The sequence below is a fragment of the Bacillus sp. FSL K6-1338 genome (assembly GCF_038006965.1).
In the GTDB taxonomy this organism is placed as follows: Bacteria; Bacillota; Bacilli; order Bacillales; family Bacillaceae_G; genus Bacillus_A; species Bacillus_A thuringiensis_S.
The window spans coordinates 4923007-4938348 of record NZ_JBBOWI010000001.1; the positions used below are offsets into that span (position 1 = coordinate 4923007).

Below are 15342 nucleotides of genomic sequence, written 5' to 3' on the forward strand. Positions count from 1 at the left end.
CCGACCTCCTCATAAAAATCTGTATTATTATTTTACCACGAACGCCCATAAAAAACCTAAAAAAACGAACAGATATTCGGTAAAATTTTCGACAATCTACACATAGAAAAAGGAAGGAGTCAAAACTTCCTTCCTCTACTAACTCTATTTTTTAGGTACATATAATAAATCATATCCATTGCGCCCATTTTCATTCACACAGTCTATTAACCTATAAGCCGTTTGTGATTCACGCTGCTCTTTAACAATCCTTTTACAGCTATCTTTATATAACCTTTTATCCTCACCAGCAAATTTGTCTTGTCTACTATCTAACACATAAAGGATATCTTTCCCACTATGCTCTAACGTTTGAAAAACCGGGTCACCTTCATCGGTATACTGTACAATTCTTATTTCATCAACTTTCCCTTGTTCCACATTCCAAACGAACTGCTCGAATTTATCTAGATTGGAAATCCTGGTTCCCTTTACAATGACATCATTCTTCTTATTAATTGTAGTGTTAGATGGTGCACATGCTACTAAACTAAAGAGAAATAGACATATAAAACTGATTCTTTTTCCTATTGTCATCCTCTCCTATAAAAATTATTTGTATACCCAAAAGCTACTTTCAACTATGAAAGTAGCTTTTCTTTTCCTTTCTCCTTCTTCGGAAAAATCACATATGAAAATGAAATCGCTGTATCAACTAAAAATATAATTGCCCACACTTGGCTCACGCGGCTTGCAGCTTTATTTAAAACGATTCCTGATTCTAACCAATTACCCCATTGTTCAAACGGAATAAATCCATACGCGAAGAAAAAGAATATGTGCACACCAACGAATAAAACAAGATGTAATACCCAATTTTTTATTTCCTGCTTCGCATAGGCCATACCTGTTAATTCTACGTGCTCTTCCATAATTGGCGCTGGTTCATTACGCCATTTCGCAACTAGCTTTTGCGCAAATATATCCAGCTTCTTCAAATCCTTTTTCCCGTAGAAAACTGCATACAATAAAATAATTACAGTAATGATTTGAAAATTAGAGAACTTTCCTGTTTGATAATAGTCCACTACCCCTAATGTTAAAATAAACACTTCATTTACGAGGAGTACAATCCCCATAATAAAGCTCGCCTTTTTCAAACGGAATCCGTAACGGAGTAAAAAGAAACCGATAGCTGATAACCAAAATACAATTTCTGCCCCAATTAAAAAATACCAACGATATTCTGCGAGTATACTCATTTATCCTTCTCCTTTTCATCATAAATACGAAAAGCTTCATCCATATATATTAAAAGTTCTTCTTCAATTGGATACATGCTCATTTTCTGTGAATCTTCCTTCGATTTTCTAACTTCCCATAACTTATCTAAAAATGCTTCGTCACCATTAGCCATTTCTAAACACTTCTGCATTAATTTTTTCGTTGCCCCTTGTACCTCATCATTAGCAGCTTCTTTACCTTCCTTCATAAAAGTACGGAATTGCTTTAATAAATCTACCCATTCTAAAACATTCGGATCTTCTTCACTCATATTCGGCAAATTGTGAAGCAACTTTTGTTCTTCCTTTGAAAACACTTCATTTTGGAATATTTCACGTATACGAGGAGACTGTTTCGAAAGCTGAATAAGTTCAAACATAACTTTCCAATCAAGATCTCCCTCCACATCTACCGAATAAACAACAGCTTGTAAAACACGCTCCATTCGATTAAATTTCTTTTGTTCTTCCTGTACAAACCGAAGTTGTTTTTCAAGAGAATCCTTTAAGTTAAGCTCACCTTTTACTAACATATTCGCAGCCTCTTTTAATGAAAATCCCATTTCCTTTAAAAATAAAATTTGTTGCAGCCTTATTACGTCAACTTCACTATATAAACGATGCCCACCTTCTGTTTTCCCGCTCGGCTTTAACAAATCTATTTGATCGTAATAACGTAATGTACGTACTGTAACCCCTGTTTCTCTCGTCAATTCTTGTATTGAAATCACTACCATCACCTCTTCCCCTTCATTATAAAAGATGACGTTACGTAACTTTCAAGTAATTTGTAAAAAAATACAAAAAGCTGTTTATACAAAGTGTATAAACAGCTTTTATGGAAATAACCCCTTTTGTATGGCGCGCCCACAAAATAAAATAAGTGCTCCAACAACAACACTCGTTGCTGTTTTATGATAATGAGCTGAAACTAATAAATAATATGATAAACCGACAGTACCGAGCATAATACAAATACTTGGCACTGGATTACGAGAGAAGTTCTGCATTCCCCAAAACAAAGCAAAAATAGCCGTAGCGACACATAATACCGGTAATCCCATCCCAGTTCCCCTTTTTTCTATCTATTCCTTGTTGCTAACACGCTCGTTGATGCGATACTTATCAATAAACCAAAACCAATCCTTATATATTTAAACGTTTAATCTAATTGAAATCTCTCAAACTTATCATTTATTTTCTTTCTCCCTTACTTCAGCGTAAAGATTTCCTCCACCTTCACTCCAAAATACTTGGCGATTTTTAAGGATAACTCTAGACTCGGATTGTAATGATGATTTTCAATCGCCACTATCGTCTGCCGCGTCACCTGCATCGCCTTTGCCATTTCAACTTGTGTTATATGATTTTGCTTTCTTAACTCTTTTATTTTATTTTTCACACCCATAGGATCCACCTTCAAAAGTAAAGATATCTTTACTTAAATTATAAATATTTTCCAGCAACAAGTAAAGATATCTTTACAAATTTTAGAAAAACATTTCACTAAACATCTACTCTAACAAAGTACAAGAGTAGTTCAATTTATATCAGCGTTTTTTTAATATATCGACATCGATAGCACTATAAGCATAAGAAAGAAGCTGTCCCAAAATATCTTTTGGAACAGCTTCTTCGTCCTACTACATAAATCCTAACGCATATACAAGAACGTATCCAAGAATAGAAAGGCAAACCGAGCCGATCAGCCCCGCCACGAATGCCTTACTTCCTAACTTACGGAACGTTTTAAACTCTACATTTAAACCAAGCCCCGCCATCGCCATTGCAATCAGCATGTAAGCAATGACAACAATGTAGCCGGCAACAACTTCTGGTATAACCCCGAGCGAATGCACTGCACTCATCGCTAAAAATCCGAAGATGAACCACGGAATTGGAAGATCGCGCCACGATTTTTTTTCCTCGCTACCTTCACTCTTACCAAACCATAATCCAATTAAAATCGCTACTGGCACAAGCATTGCAACGCGCGTTAATTTCACGATAACTGCGATGTCTACAGCCGTGCTTCCTCCTGGTGCCGCAGCTGCGATGACATGGGCGATCTCATGCAGCGTCGCACCTGAGAATACACCGTAACCGTATGGAGATAAACCAAGCACTGGATATAATAACGTATAAATAAGCGTAAATATAGTACCTAAAATTGCGATAATCGCTGCTCCAACTGCTGTTTCGTCATCTTTTGCTTTCACTTGCGGTGCAATTGCCACAACCGCGGCCGCGCCGCAAATTGCCGTACCGCATGCTGTTAAAATCCCAAGTTTCTTTTCTACTTTAAATACTTTCGTTAGTCCGTACACAACAAAAATAGTAAATGTAATAACAACCGCCGCGATGACCAATACTTTCGGCCCCGCCTTCGCAATATCAACAAGATTTAATCGCATTCCAAGTAAGATGATCCCAAAGCGCAGTAACTTCTTACTCGCAAAGTTCGTTCCTGCAATCGCATCATGAGGAACTCCAATTGCAGCGCGCCAAACCATCCCAATTAGAATAGCAATTACTAATTGTCCCATAATATTTAAAAATGGAAGCCCAGCTAAATATTTCGCGGCAATTGCGATTAATAATGTAATCCCAATTCCTTGCGAAAATCCAAAGCCCTTCTTCTTTTGTATAACAAGTGTTTGTTCCACCTTGTACCACCCCAATAATCGTATTGGAACATGCATGTTCTTTCTACTTACATTATAAGAGAGTTTCTATAATAAGTTTAATATCAATACCAAATCTCTATCATCAGAAATACTTATGATAAGATGATAGAAAAAGAAAGGAGCCCATTACATGAACGTAGACATTTTAAAAATATTTGTTACTGTCGTTGAACAGAAACACTTCTCACGTGCAGCAGAATTATTAAACCTTTCACAACCTGGCGTAAGTATGCATATACGCAACTTAGAAAACGAATTTGGCACTACTCTTATTCAGCGCTCCCCAAAGCACGTCCAAGTGACGGAGGCTGGAAACATACTATATATACATGCAAAGCAAATGCTCTCTCTTTACGAAGAAGCCAAACAAGAAATTAACGAATTACATAACGTTGTAACAGGAACTCTTCGCATCGGTGCTAGTTTCACAATTGGCGAATACTTACTTCCAAAAATACTGGCTAACTATGCGAATGAAAATCCACACGTCGAAGTTCATACCTTTATCTCAAATACAGAAGACGTTTTACAAAGTCTTCGCTCTAATCAAATCGATATCGGCTTAGTGGAAGGGCAAGTCGTATACGCCGACGTTGACGTTGAAACGTTTATGCAAGATGAAATGAAGCTCGTCGTCCCTCCAAATCATCCACTGCTCCGCACAAATGAAATAAATGAAAGTACACTCCAAGATCAAGTATGGGTATTAAGAGAAAGTGGTTCTGGTACACGCGCTTATAGTGACCGCTTTATTCATCAACACCATTTGAAAATGAAACGATTCTTTACATTTAGTAGTATCCAAAGCGTTAAGGAAGCAGTTAGTGCCGGACTTGGCATCGCTATACTTTCTGATTGGACTGTACGAAAAGAGCTACTGGCAAAAGAGCTATTCCACGTCGAAGTTCCAAATGAACAACTCATCCGTCCATTCTCCATCGTGCGCGGCAAATACTTCATCCCGTCTAAAGCCATTCAGGTGTTTTTAAATCATGTAGACTCTTTTGCGAAAAAACAGCATTGACCTTCACATTAGTGTGAAGGTTTACAATACATGTAAAAGGAGTGAAACACATTGCGAATTGGAGAATTATCAAAAGAAACTGGCGTTAGTGAAAGATCACTAAGACATTACGAAGAAAAGGGACTACTCCCTTCTAAGCGCCTCGCAAATGGCTACCGTGATTTTGATGAAAGTGCCATCGAAAAAGTGGAGCTTATTCAAATGTACTTACAAATTGGCTTAAATTTAGAAGAGACGGCAAGGATGCTGCGTTGCCTTGCAATTGAACCGCACCTATACGACAATCCGTGCAGCAGCATTCTTACGCTTTATGAAGATAAACTCAATGAAGTAACAAAGCAAATCTCATTGCTTTCCAACATTCAAACAAATTTGCAAAAACACGTTTCACTCCTAAAACAAGCAAAAGAAAAGGGATGATTACATGTTTGTTATACATGGCAGTTCAAGACAAAACGGAAATACAGAAGCTTTAACACATATGATGATAGAGGGCATTGAAACAGAACAAATTCACTTGCGAGACCATACAGTCCATCCTATTACAGACCAACGTCATGATGCAGAAGGATTCCAACCTGTAAATGATGATTATGAGCAGTTAACGAAACGCATGTTAGAGCACGACACAATTATCTTTGCTACACCGCTATACTGGTACGGAATGAGCGGACATATGAAAAACTTCGTCGATCGTTGGTCACAAAGCTTGCGCGATACATCTCTTCATTTCAAAGAAAAAATGAAAGGCAAAAAAATGTATGTTGTCATCGTTGGCGGAGACAATCCTAAACTGAAAGCATTGCCGCTTATCGCTCAGTTTCAATACATCTTTGATTTTGTTGGTTCATCATTTGAAGGATATATTATTGGGGATGCGAATGGACTAGATGAAATCCAAAACGATGCTGAGGCGCTGGCAAAAGCACAATTGTATAATAATAAATTCAAAAATAGCGAACAGAAATAAGTTTGACAAACTATTTAGACTTAGCGACGCAAGAAGAATTAGAAATTATGTTACAAGAATACCCTGGCACAATACTTTTCATTAGCCATGACCGTGCCTTTATTCGCTCTGTTGCAGACCATATTCTACAAGTAGATGAGAGTGAACCAAGAATATTCCATGGTAATTACGAGCAATACACAAAAAGAACAACCGGGGATTCTGTAAACGTTACTGAACAAGAATTATTACGATTACAAACAAAATTAACAGAAATCATCGGCCGAATTTCCATACCAAATCATCACGATGACATCACATCTCTCGAACAAGAATACGAAACATTATTAGTTCAAATCCGAAAATGTAAAGAAGCGCTCTAATGTCTTCCCTATATATCGACAAGGCCTTCCGCATTTCCCAAGAAATATTGGAACTTCGACACAGAATAGCATTAATAAAAGTGAAAAAACCGTGCATCAGCACGGCTTTTTCACTTTTATATACGGACAGCAGTCCCGCTCACCGCAACCATTAACATCCCTTCGCGAACTACTTCGTAATCCACGTCGATACCAACAATTGCATTCGCATTTTTTTGTCTTGCGAAAGTTTTCATTTCTTCCATTGCGATGTCGCGCGCTTCTTTTAATTTACTTTCATAAGCACCCGCGCGGCCGCCGACAACGTCACGAACAGAAGCGAAAAGGTCACGAACGATATTCGCGCCCATAATCGCTTCTCCATTGACGATATCGATGTACTCAATAATTTCTTTTCCTTGAATTGTAGACGTTGTTGTTACAATCATGCTTTATAGCCTCCCATATAAGATTTTCACTTACTTATGGTGCACTAATTCAGCAGAAATTATATTTATGAACTGAACTGAGCTTCGTATAATCGGCTGTATCCTCCGCCTTGCTCAATTAGTTCCTCATGCGAACCTTGTTCTGCAATACCATCTTTATTTACAACGACGATACGATCTGCATTTTTAATCGTTGCAAGCCTGTGAGCGATAACTAATGTTGTACGGCCGACAGATAGTTCTGCAAGCGATTTTTGAATCGCTAGTTCCGTCTCTGTATCTAATGCAGAAGTCGCTTCATCTAATATTAAAATTGGTGGGTTTTTCAAGAACATACGAGCAATCGCTAGACGCTGTTTCTGTCCACCAGAAAGTTTCACACCACGCTCACCGATAACGGTATCTAAACCGTCTGGTTGTGAGTAAATTAAGTCTTCTAACTGCGCACGTTTTACCGCCTGCCAAATTTCAGCTTCTGACGCCTTTAAATTTCCGTAAGCAATATTTTCACGAATCGTTCCTGAGAATAAGAACACATCTTGCTGCACAATTCCAATTTGTTTACGAAGTGAAGATAATGTCATATCTTTCGTATCAATACCATCAATTCGGATTGAACCAGACGATTGTTCATAAAAACGTGGGAGTAAACTACATAACGTTGTTTTTCCAGCTCCTGATGGTCCAACGAACGCAACCGTTTCACCTGCATGTATGTTCAAACTAATGTCATTTAAAATCGGTTCTTTATTTTCATATCCGAACGTAATGTTGTTATATTGAATATCACCATGTACATGTTTAACTTCCATCGCACCTTTAGAGTCTACAATATCTGGCTCTGTTTCAAGAAGCTCTACATATCTCTTAAAACCAGCGATCCCTTTCGGATAGCTTTCGATTACCGCATTAATTTTTTCAATTGGGCGGAAGAAAATATTCGTTAATAGAACGAATCCAATAAATCCACCGTACGTTAATTCACCTTGCAGAACAAACCATGTACCGCATATTAAGACGAAGAGTGTTACGAGACGCATGAGCATATAACTAATCGATGAATTTAATGCCATAATTTTATACGCCATTAATTTCGTTGTGCGGAAACGAGCGTTGTTAACAGCAAATTGCTCTTTCTCAAACTTTTCATTTCCAAATGCTTGTACTACGCGAATACCACCAACATTATTCTCAATACATGCATTGAAGTCAGCAACGTCTGAGAATAAACGTCTAAATGTACCTGTCATTTTTTTGTTGAAGTAAAGTGCTAACCATAATAAGAATGGAATGACGAAGAACGTTAATAGCGCTAACTTCCAGTTGATCATCATCATAAATGAAAATGCCCCAACTAAAGTCATAATAGCGATAAATAAATCTTCTGGTCCATGGTGAGCAATTTCCCCAATTTCCATTAAGTCGTTTGTAAGACGTGAAATTAAATGACCTGTTTTATTATTGTCAAAAAATCTAAATGATAGCTTTTGAATATGATCAAATAATTTCTGCCTCATATCCGTTTCAATGTTAACACCAAGCATATGTCCCCAATATGTAACAACATATTGTAAGCCTGCATTTAATATATACACTGCAAGTAAACCGAAACAAGCCCATAAAATAAGCGTCCAGTTTTGTCCTGGCAATAACTTATCAATAAATTGATTTACGATAAGCGGGAAGCCAAGTTCTAGTAATCCTGCGACAACCGCACAAGAAAAGTCGAGTATAAATAAACCTTTATACGGTTTATAGTAAGAAAAAAATTTACGCAGCATATCTTACCTCCATTTTCCAAAATTAAAAAGACTCTCTAAATGATAACCATTATCAAATAATTATTCAAGTTATCCGTCTATGAAACTAAAAATAAGATTTTTGGTATTTGTCATTTTTTCCAGAGAGTCGATCTATTCAAATAATCGCCGATATAAATTTCATTTACTAACTACCCTCCCCCAAAACAAAAAAGGTACCACCACAAGGTGATACCATTCCTTCTATTACATCGCTTCCGAATCCCACTCATGCTCCTGCTCAACGAATACAATACCTAATTCGTGATGTCCACCAGCATATAATGCAGTTTGTGCAAGACGAAGCTCACCATTTGTATCTAATACTTCTAATTTACAAAATGCTCCTGTCGTCTTCGTTTGAAGCGCATCATAAAATTCCTCGGCGCTTTTTGGAATGACTCCATTTACTTTCGTAATAATTTCTCCAGGTAGTAATTTTAGCTCTGCTCCAATTGTATTTGGGATTGTATCTAGTACAACAAGCCCATCATTGCGTGCAGCAAAATACGCTGGTCTTGTTTCATCAGTAATTTTCTCTTGCATCGAAATTGTGAAACGCCCAAGCATTGCGACTCCCATCGCGATAATTGCAAGTACATGCCACCAGTAACTTACGATTCCTAAAACGAGCACAAGTCCTGCTAACCCATAAACACGTCTTCCTGTAAATAATAAAGCTTCCGTCGGCTCATAACTTTTAATCTTTCTCATAAATCCAATTAAAAATGGAACGAGAAATAGAGAATATGTATTTGAACCTATTGAAACGACAGGCCACCATGAAATAAACTGCGTTACCGCATCACCCGGTACAAGAATAAAAATAGGAACGATCCATAAACGCTTTGATTCGTGTAAACCAATCTTTAATCCACGCTTCCCCTTCCTAATCTTCGGTGTAGAATATCCTACTGCGTTTTTAGAAATCAATAAGCCTTCTACAATAAGCATAACGCCTAGCAAAATAGCAAGGGATACAATGGTATTCTCTTCACCTTCTCGAAGCTGTAAGAAGGAAACTGGTAGCTTAGAAGATAATAGAACACATACAATCGCAATGCTAAATGTATAAGCCGCTGATAAATATCGATACATAGCCGTTAATCCAAATAGTAATGTCCAAATTAAAATGGCCCATAAGCTTGCTTTAGAAACAACAAGTCCAAGCCCAATCGTAATAATAGATACTACTAATCCGTATCCAATCCCTGCAAATAGAGAGGTTCGCAGTTCAAACCAAATATCATAAACTTTAAAAGAAAAATCTTTTCGTTCTCTTAACATACGTAAGTATCCAACGAAGATACTACTTATTACAAATATATAGACAGCAGGGTGTAAGAAAAAACGTCCAACTGCCCGCATTATTTCAAAAATCCACGACTCCACGAACTCATTCACCACCATTTATATCATTCTTTCTTTTTATATTATCATAACTAAACAAACGTTTGTTTAACACAAAAAAATACAGGCAGCAAACTGCCTGTATTTCTTCTTATTTTGCCATTAATTTTAATGCTGACTGTAATTGTAGATCATTTTCTCCAGAACGGATTTTTTCGATAATTTTAGTTTGAATCGCTTCAGCTGTCTTTTTATCAAGCTGTCCTGTCGCTTCCATTTCATTCGCATTTTGGAATGCTTTCAGCGCTGATTCTGTCTCTTTACTAAAGTATCCATCTTCACGACCTGGTACATATCCTAAGCTCTTAAGCATTTCTTGAGCATGTTTTACTTGTACATCATTTGAATTGTATGAAAGTGTTTTTTCAATTTGAATTGGTGTCGCATGATAATAATTTGGTTGCTTCACTTCTACTGTTGGCGCGATTCCTTTTTTATGAATCCAGTTCCCATCCGGTGTTAACCATTTAAACATCGTTAATTTAATGTTGCTACCGTCTTTAAATGGAACAGCTTGCTGGACAGTACCTTTACCAAATGTCTTTTCACCAATTAAATCGTATCCTTCTCCTTCTTTCAGTGCACCAGCTAAAATCTCTGAAGCAGAAGCACTTCCATTATCAATTAATACTGAAATTGGATATGGTTTTCTCTCTTTCAGTTCCGTAGAGAATTTCTTCTTCTCACCATTTCGCTGCTCTACTTGTAGCATCGGCTTTTTATTCGTCATAATTTCTCCCAGTATATCTTCTACACTATTTAAATAGCCACCAGGATTACCACGCACGTCAATAACTAAGCCTTTTATATTTTTCTTCTCTAACTCTTTTAACTGATCCTTAAATTCCTTCGCTGTATTTTCAGCAAAAGAAGTGATTTGCATATAACCGATATCTCTTCCGCTCTCTTGCTTCACAGAACTAAACACTGTAAAGATCGGAATTTTTTCACGCTTAATTTTAAATACAATCGGATCAGTTACTCCCGCACGTTTAATTTCAATTGCGACAGTCGTTCCTTTTTTACCACGGATCTTTAATACTGCTTCTTCACGTGATAAGTCTTTCACACTGTTTCCATCTACAGATAAAATTTGGTCATTCGGTTTAATTCCTATCTTTTCTGCTGGTGAACCTTTAATTGGCGATACGATAATAAGCTTATCGTCCGTTTTGTTCACCTCAGCCCCAATCCCCTCTAATTCAGGATCAAGCGATTCACTAAACTGTTTGGCTGTTTCTTTATCCATATACGTGGAATAAGGGTCCTTCAGCGTAGACAACATGCCTTGTATTGCACCTTCAACTAACTTTTCATCTTTCACGTCTTCCACATAACGTGAATCAATTAGTGCATACGCCTCATTAATTTTTGCCAAATTCCCTTGCGCAGTGCTAGCATTCCCACTCGAAATTGTTTGCGTTACTTCTGCTGGGTTAACCCCAAATACAGACATGCCTGCAAACATTCCGCCAGCACCAATTAAAAATGCAACAACCATTCCAATAATTGCAACTCTACGTTTCAATGCGGAATTCCCCTTTCCAAAACACACAGGTGGTGTAGCAAAAGGCATCACACAGTGTGTGATGCCTTTACCTATTTCTACTATATGATAAGCTTGTACGAATTATGTTTGCAACTTTTTATACTTTTAAGAAACGACGAATTGACATTACACTTCCCCACATACCGATTAACGCACCGATTAACACTAGTAAACCAGCTAATTGGAATACGAAAGGACTGTATGGTAGAAGCTCGAAAATTGTTCCGCCAAGTTTTTCGTTAAACACACCTTGCAACGAATTATACGTAACTAGAATTAGGCCAATTGGAATAATTGATCCTAATACTCCTAAGAATAACCCCTCTAGCAAGAATGGCCAACGAATGAACCAGTTTGTTGCACCAACAAGTTTCATAATTTCAATTTCTGTACTACGAGCATAAATTGTAATTTTAATTGTGTTAGAGATTAAGAACATTGCTGTGAATAAAAGACCAGCAATTAACGCAATCCCAATGTTACGACCAGTTTTTACAGTATCAAATAATCGTTCAACTTGCCCTTTTCCGTACTGAACATTACTGACAAACTGCATTTTTTCAACCTTCTTCGCGATTGTCGCTGTATCTGTTGGTTCTTTTGCTTTTACAACGAATACGTTTTTAAGTGGGTTATCTTGTTCAAATAACTCAAACGTTTTTCCGCTATCACCTAAGCTTTTAATTAAACGTTTTAACTCTTCTTCTTTAGAAGAATATTTAATAGAATCTACTTTTGCAATCTTACTCATATCTTCTTCTAATTTCTTTTGATCAGCTTCTTTCGCAGCTGGATCAATGTGTACACGAATCTCTACATCTTGCTCTACTTTCGTCGCAAAATGGTTCATATTCATAATCGCTGTTAAAAAGACACCTACAAGTAATAATGTAACTGTTACTGCACTAACAGAAGCAAATGTCATCCATCCGTTACGTGATAGATTCTTTACACCTTCTCGCAAATGTCGACTAAGGGTCTTAGCCTTCATATCCGTATCCTCCCTCAATCTCGTCTCGAACAATTTTTCCGCCTTCAATCGCGATTACACGATGACGGATTGTATTTACGATATCTGCATTATGCGTCGCCATAACAATTGTTGTACCACGCTCATTAATGCGAGTAAAAATCTTCATAATATCAAGAGCTGTTTCAATATCTAAGTTACCTGTTGGCTCATCAGCAATTACAACCTTTGGTCGATTTACAATCGCTCTTGCAATCGCAACACGTTGTTGCTCTCCACCTGAAAGTTCACTTGGAATTGCATCTGCACGATCTTCAAGACCTACAAGACCTAAAACCTCTGTTACACGCTCACGAATTGCATCTGGTTCTTCTTCAATTACTTCTAAAGCAAACGAAACATTCTCATATACCGTTAATTTAGGTAGTAATTTAAAATCTTGGAAAATTACGCCTAATTGACGACGAAAATATGGAACATCTCTTTCTGCCAATGTTTCAATAACAAGTCCATTTACATTAATTGATCCTGTAGATGGCTTCTCTTCACGATACATCATTTTAATAAATGTAGATTTTCCGGCTCCACTCGGTCCAACTACGTATACGAACTCACCTTGTTTAATGTTAACTGTAAGACCAGCAATGGCTTTCATACCATTCGGGTACTCCTTATAAACATTCGTCATTTTTATCATTATTTATCACCCAATACTTAATGATTTTTTTCGAAATACTTTTCTGTACATCTGAAAATAAAAGACATCCTTCATTTTCACTTAGTCATCCTTGTTGAAGGTAGTTTACTTATGCTTTCTCATAAGCAATACCACTCTATGTAATATATTTCAGCAAAATTCTACAAACCCCATTGTAACATCAAACGGTTTCCAGTTCGGATACATTTTTGTTACAGTTATGTTACATAAATGAAAAGGAAAACGAGTTGACCTATATTATCAACTCGTCCAGTTCACCTTTTTTATTTATGTTCAGCTAACCATTCAGATACTTTTTTCGCATCTTCACCTTGAATAAGTCCTGGTGACATTGAACCGCGGCCTTTTTTAATAATCTCTTCGATATCTGCAGCGTCGTACTTACCGCCTACTTTTCTTAAATCAGGTCCAGTTGCCCCTGATAAATCTGTCGCGTGACATCCAGCACAACTTCTTTGGAAAATTTGTTCTGCGCTGTCTGTGCTTGCAGACTGTTTCGAAGACTTACTCTCTTCTTTATTTCCGCATGCTCCTAAAGCAAAAACAACCGATGTCCCTAGCGCAATAGCCAACAATTTCTTTTTCACTTCTATCGCTCCCCATTGTTGATATTCTTTTTATTCCTAACACACTCATTTTCATTATAAGCATTATCTTTATATAGAAAAACTAAGGTGTATTTCATATTCCTCAAAAATACAGTGAGAACCTTGATAAAATAAAGCTTTCATAAGTTGTTTCAATTCTGTGAACAGCTTAAAAAACTTCTATAAAGAATCCTTTTTAAAAGGAAAATTAGAAATGTTCTATATAAATCTTTACCCTATTATCGCTCTATTTTACTATTCTCTACTTTTTACAAAACAATATACACCATTGTAATCTACATATAATCCCATCAAAAAGAGAAGTTGTCGTTTCCAACTTCTCTTCCTCTTTACTTCATCTATAAAAATAAAATCAAATTCTTTATATCCTCTATATCCTCAGCGTGGGCCAACAATTTAGTTGGCTTTTTTTCACTTATTAGATGCGAGAACGTAAGTAAGCATCAATAAATGGATCAATCTCTCCATCCATAACTGCTTGTACGTTACCAACCTCCGTATTTGTACGGTGGTCTTTTACAAGAGAATACGGGTGGAATACGTAAGAACGGATTTGGCTACCCCATCCGATTTCTTTTTGTTCCCCGCGGATTTCATCTAATTGTGCTTGTTGCTCTTCTAGTTTCTTTTGATATAATTTCGCTTTTAACATCTTCATCGCATGCTCACGGTTTTTAATTTGTGAACGCTCTGACTGACACGTTACAACTGTATTTGTCGGTGTATGTGTAATACGAACTGCTGAATCTGTCGTATTAACGTGCTGCCCACCCGCTCCACTTGCGCGGTACGTATCAATTTTTAAATCTTCTGTACGTACTTCGATTTCAACTTCATCATTGAACTCTGGTACAACTTCACAAGATACGAACGATGTATGACGACGACCTGAAGAATCAAATGGTGAAATACGTACAAGACGATGTACACCTTTCTCTGCTTTTAAGTAACCGTAAGCGTTATGACCTTTAATTAATAAAGTTACACTCTTAATACCAGCTTCATCACCCGGTAAATAGTCAACCGTTTCTACTTTAAATCCACGTTTTTCAGCCCAACGTGTATACATACGTAATAACATAGAACCCCAGTCTTGTGACTCAGTTCCACCTGCACCTGGATGTAATTCTAAAATTGCATTATTTTTATCATAAGGATCACTTAATAGTAACTGAAGCTCATACTCATTCATTTCTTGAATTAAGCCTTTTACTTCTGACTCTAATTCCTCATGTAAATCTTCATCGTATTCTTCTTTTAAAAGCTCATGCGTTACTTCTAAATTTTCGAATGTTTCATCTAATTGACGGAAACTTCCAACCATATCTTTTAACGCATTCGCTTCATTAATTACAGCTTGCGCGCCTTGTTGGTCATCCCAAAATCCTGCGCTCATCATTTTTTCTTCTAATTCTGCAATTTGTTTCTCCTTAGTAGGAAGGTCAAAGAGACCCCCTAAAAGCCGCTAATCGCTTAGCCATTTTCTCTAATTCCTGTCTAATTTCTACTAATTCCATTTCCTTCACCTCTATGTAATTGCTGTTACTTTCGTATG

General features: G+C 37.0%; 18 protein-coding genes and 1 pseudogene. 4 read left to right on the top strand and 15 right to left on the bottom strand.

What is annotated here, in order from left to right; genetic code table 11:
- Nucleotides 1-144: 144 nt before the first annotated feature.
- From NZ044_RS25440 to NZ044_RS25465, 7 genes and pseudogenes are all read right to left on the bottom strand, one after another.
- Nucleotides 145-576, bottom strand: coding sequence for a DUF4362 domain-containing protein (locus NZ044_RS25440; protein WP_016099278.1), 432 nt, complete (start codon nt 574-576; stop codon nt 145-147).
- A gap of 44 nt (nt 577-620) precedes the next feature.
- Nucleotides 621-1241, bottom strand: coding sequence for a hypothetical protein (locus NZ044_RS25445; RefSeq protein ID WP_016099279.1), 621 nt, complete (start codon nt 1239-1241; stop codon nt 621-623).
- Nucleotides 1238-1999: a MerR family transcriptional regulator gene (locus NZ044_RS25450; RefSeq protein WP_000260349.1), complete on the bottom strand. Its 762-nt coding sequence runs from the start codon at nt 1997-1999 to the stop codon at nt 1238-1240. Before NZ044_RS25450 ends, NZ044_RS25445 begins: the two co-directional genes overlap by 4 nt.
- 99 nt (nt 2000-2098) lie before the next feature.
- Nucleotides 2099-2326, bottom strand: coding sequence for a hypothetical protein (locus NZ044_RS25455; protein ID WP_000524123.1), 228 nt, complete (start codon nt 2324-2326; stop codon nt 2099-2101).
- A 17-nt stretch (nt 2327-2343) separates the two neighbouring features.
- Nucleotides 2344-2415: pseudogene (locus NZ044_RS30895) on the bottom strand (ATPase); the annotation flags it as partial.
- Nucleotides 2416-2472: 57 nt separating this feature from the next.
- On the bottom strand, nt 2473-2670 hold the full coding sequence (locus NZ044_RS25460; RefSeq protein ID WP_071731503.1) for a helix-turn-helix transcriptional regulator: 198 nt from the start codon (nt 2668-2670) through the stop codon (nt 2473-2475).
- A gap of 235 nt (nt 2671-2905) precedes the next feature.
- Complete coding sequence (locus NZ044_RS25465) at nt 2906-3928, bottom strand: YeiH family protein (protein WP_000438423.1); 1023 nt, start codon at nt 3926-3928, stop codon at nt 2906-2908.
- Nucleotides 3929-4079: 151 nt separating this feature from the next.
- Here NZ044_RS25465 and NZ044_RS25470 point away from each other — a divergent pair, with 151 nt between their 5' ends.
- The 4 genes from NZ044_RS25470 to NZ044_RS25485 are packed head-to-tail and all read left to right on the top strand — an operon-like array spanning nt 4080 to nt 6305.
- Nucleotides 4080-4973 carry a LysR family transcriptional regulator gene (locus tag NZ044_RS25470; RefSeq protein ID WP_001100016.1) on the top strand — a complete coding sequence of 298 codons (894 nt, stop codon included), beginning with the start codon at nt 4080-4082 and terminating at the stop codon, nt 4971-4973.
- Between the two features lie 51 nt (nt 4974-5024).
- Nucleotides 5025-5393, top strand: coding sequence for a MerR family transcriptional regulator (locus NZ044_RS25475; protein WP_001219192.1), 369 nt, complete (start codon nt 5025-5027; stop codon nt 5391-5393).
- Between the two features lie 4 nt (nt 5394-5397).
- Nucleotides 5398-5943 carry a flavodoxin family protein gene (locus tag NZ044_RS25480; RefSeq protein WP_000497616.1) on the top strand — a complete coding sequence of 182 codons (546 nt, stop codon included), beginning with the start codon at nt 5398-5400 and terminating at the stop codon, nt 5941-5943.
- A gap of 2 nt (nt 5944-5945) precedes the next feature.
- Nucleotides 5946-6305: a hypothetical protein gene (locus NZ044_RS25485; RefSeq protein WP_000186323.1), complete on the top strand. Its 360-nt coding sequence runs from the start codon at nt 5946-5948 to the stop codon at nt 6303-6305.
- 116 nt (nt 6306-6421) lie between these two features.
- Here NZ044_RS25485 and NZ044_RS25490 read toward each other — a convergent pair whose 3' ends face one another.
- The 8 genes from NZ044_RS25490 to prfB all read right to left on the bottom strand — a co-directional run bounded on the left by NZ044_RS25490 (nt 6422) and on the right by prfB (nt 15304).
- The gene (locus tag NZ044_RS25490) at nt 6422-6733 is read right to left on the bottom strand and encodes a heavy metal-binding domain-containing protein (protein WP_000637523.1); all 312 of its coding nucleotides are present in this window, start codon (nt 6731-6733) and stop codon (nt 6422-6424) included.
- Nucleotides 6734-6798: 65 nt separating this feature from the next.
- Nucleotides 6799-8514, bottom strand: coding sequence for an ABC transporter ATP-binding protein (locus tag NZ044_RS25495; RefSeq protein WP_000944607.1), 1716 nt, complete (start codon nt 8512-8514; stop codon nt 6799-6801).
- Nucleotides 8515-8739: 225 nt separating this feature from the next.
- Nucleotides 8740-9942 (bottom strand): PDZ domain-containing protein, encoded by a 1203-nt coding sequence (locus NZ044_RS25500; RefSeq protein WP_063676082.1) that lies wholly within the window; start codon nt 9940-9942, stop codon nt 8740-8742.
- A gap of 91 nt (nt 9943-10033) precedes the next feature.
- On the bottom strand, nt 10034-11470 hold the full coding sequence (locus NZ044_RS25505) for a S41 family peptidase (protein WP_000830306.1): 1437 nt from the start codon (nt 11468-11470) through the stop codon (nt 10034-10036).
- Nucleotides 11471-11588: 118 nt separating this feature from the next.
- Nucleotides 11589-12482 carry a permease-like cell division protein FtsX gene (ftsX, locus tag NZ044_RS25510; RefSeq protein ID WP_000645028.1) on the bottom strand — a complete coding sequence of 298 codons (894 nt, stop codon included), beginning with the start codon at nt 12480-12482 and terminating at the stop codon, nt 11589-11591.
- Entirely contained in the window at nt 12472-13158 is a 687-nt protein-coding gene (gene ftsE / locus NZ044_RS25515) for a cell division ATP-binding protein FtsE (protein ID WP_000594331.1), read from the bottom strand. Before ftsE ends, ftsX begins: the two co-directional genes overlap by 11 nt.
- Before the next feature lie 284 nt (nt 13159-13442).
- Complete coding sequence (gene cccB, locus NZ044_RS25520) at nt 13443-13766, bottom strand: cytochrome c551 (RefSeq protein ID WP_000727971.1); 324 nt, start codon at nt 13764-13766, stop codon at nt 13443-13445.
- Nucleotides 13767-14205: 439 nt separating this feature from the next.
- A protein-coding gene (gene prfB / locus NZ044_RS25525) for a peptide chain release factor 2 (protein WP_097807990.1) occupies nt 14206-15304 on the bottom strand; the annotation gives its coding sequence in 2 pieces (ribosomal slippage) (nt 14206-15231 and nt 15233-15304; 1098 coding nt in all).
- Nucleotides 15305-15342 lie beyond the last annotated feature (38 nt).

Bases quoted from the DNA above. Each gene is read 5' to 3' on its own strand.
- NZ044_RS25440 (WP_016099278.1), bottom strand. From the start codon at position 576: ATGACAATAGGAAAAAGAATCAGTTTTATATGTCTATTTCTCTTTAGT.
- NZ044_RS25445 (WP_016099279.1), bottom strand. From the start codon at position 1,241: ATGAGTATACTCGCAGAATATCGTTGGTATTTTTTAATTGGGGCAGAA.
- NZ044_RS25450 (WP_000260349.1), bottom strand. From the start codon at position 1,999: ATGGTAGTGATTTCAATACAAGAATTGACGAGAGAAACAGGGGTTACA.
- NZ044_RS25455 (WP_000524123.1), bottom strand. From the start codon at position 2,326: ATGGGATTACCGGTATTATGTGTCGCTACGGCTATTTTTGCTTTGTTT.
- NZ044_RS25460 (WP_071731503.1), bottom strand. From the start codon at position 2,670: ATGGGTGTGAAAAATAAAATAAAAGAGTTAAGAAAGCAAAATCATATA.
- NZ044_RS25470 (WP_001100016.1), top strand. From the start codon at position 4,080: ATGAACGTAGACATTTTAAAAATATTTGTTACTGTCGTTGAACAGAAA.
- NZ044_RS25480 (WP_000497616.1), top strand. From the start codon at position 5,398: ATGTTTGTTATACATGGCAGTTCAAGACAAAACGGAAATACAGAAGCT.
- NZ044_RS25490 (WP_000637523.1), bottom strand. From the start codon at position 6,733: ATGATTGTAACAACAACGTCTACAATTCAAGGAAAAGAAATTATTGAG.
- NZ044_RS25495 (WP_000944607.1), bottom strand. From the start codon at position 8,514: ATGCTGCGTAAATTTTTTTCTTACTATAAACCGTATAAAGGTTTATTT.
- NZ044_RS25500 (WP_063676082.1), bottom strand. From the start codon at position 9,942: ATGGTGGTGAATGAGTTCGTGGAGTCGTGGATTTTTGAAATAATGCGG.
- ftsX (WP_000645028.1), bottom strand. From the start codon at position 12,482: ATGAAGGCTAAGACCCTTAGTCGACATTTGCGAGAAGGTGTAAAGAAT.
- ftsE (WP_000594331.1), bottom strand. From the start codon at position 13,158: ATGATAAAAATGACGAATGTTTATAAGGAGTACCCGAATGGTATGAAA.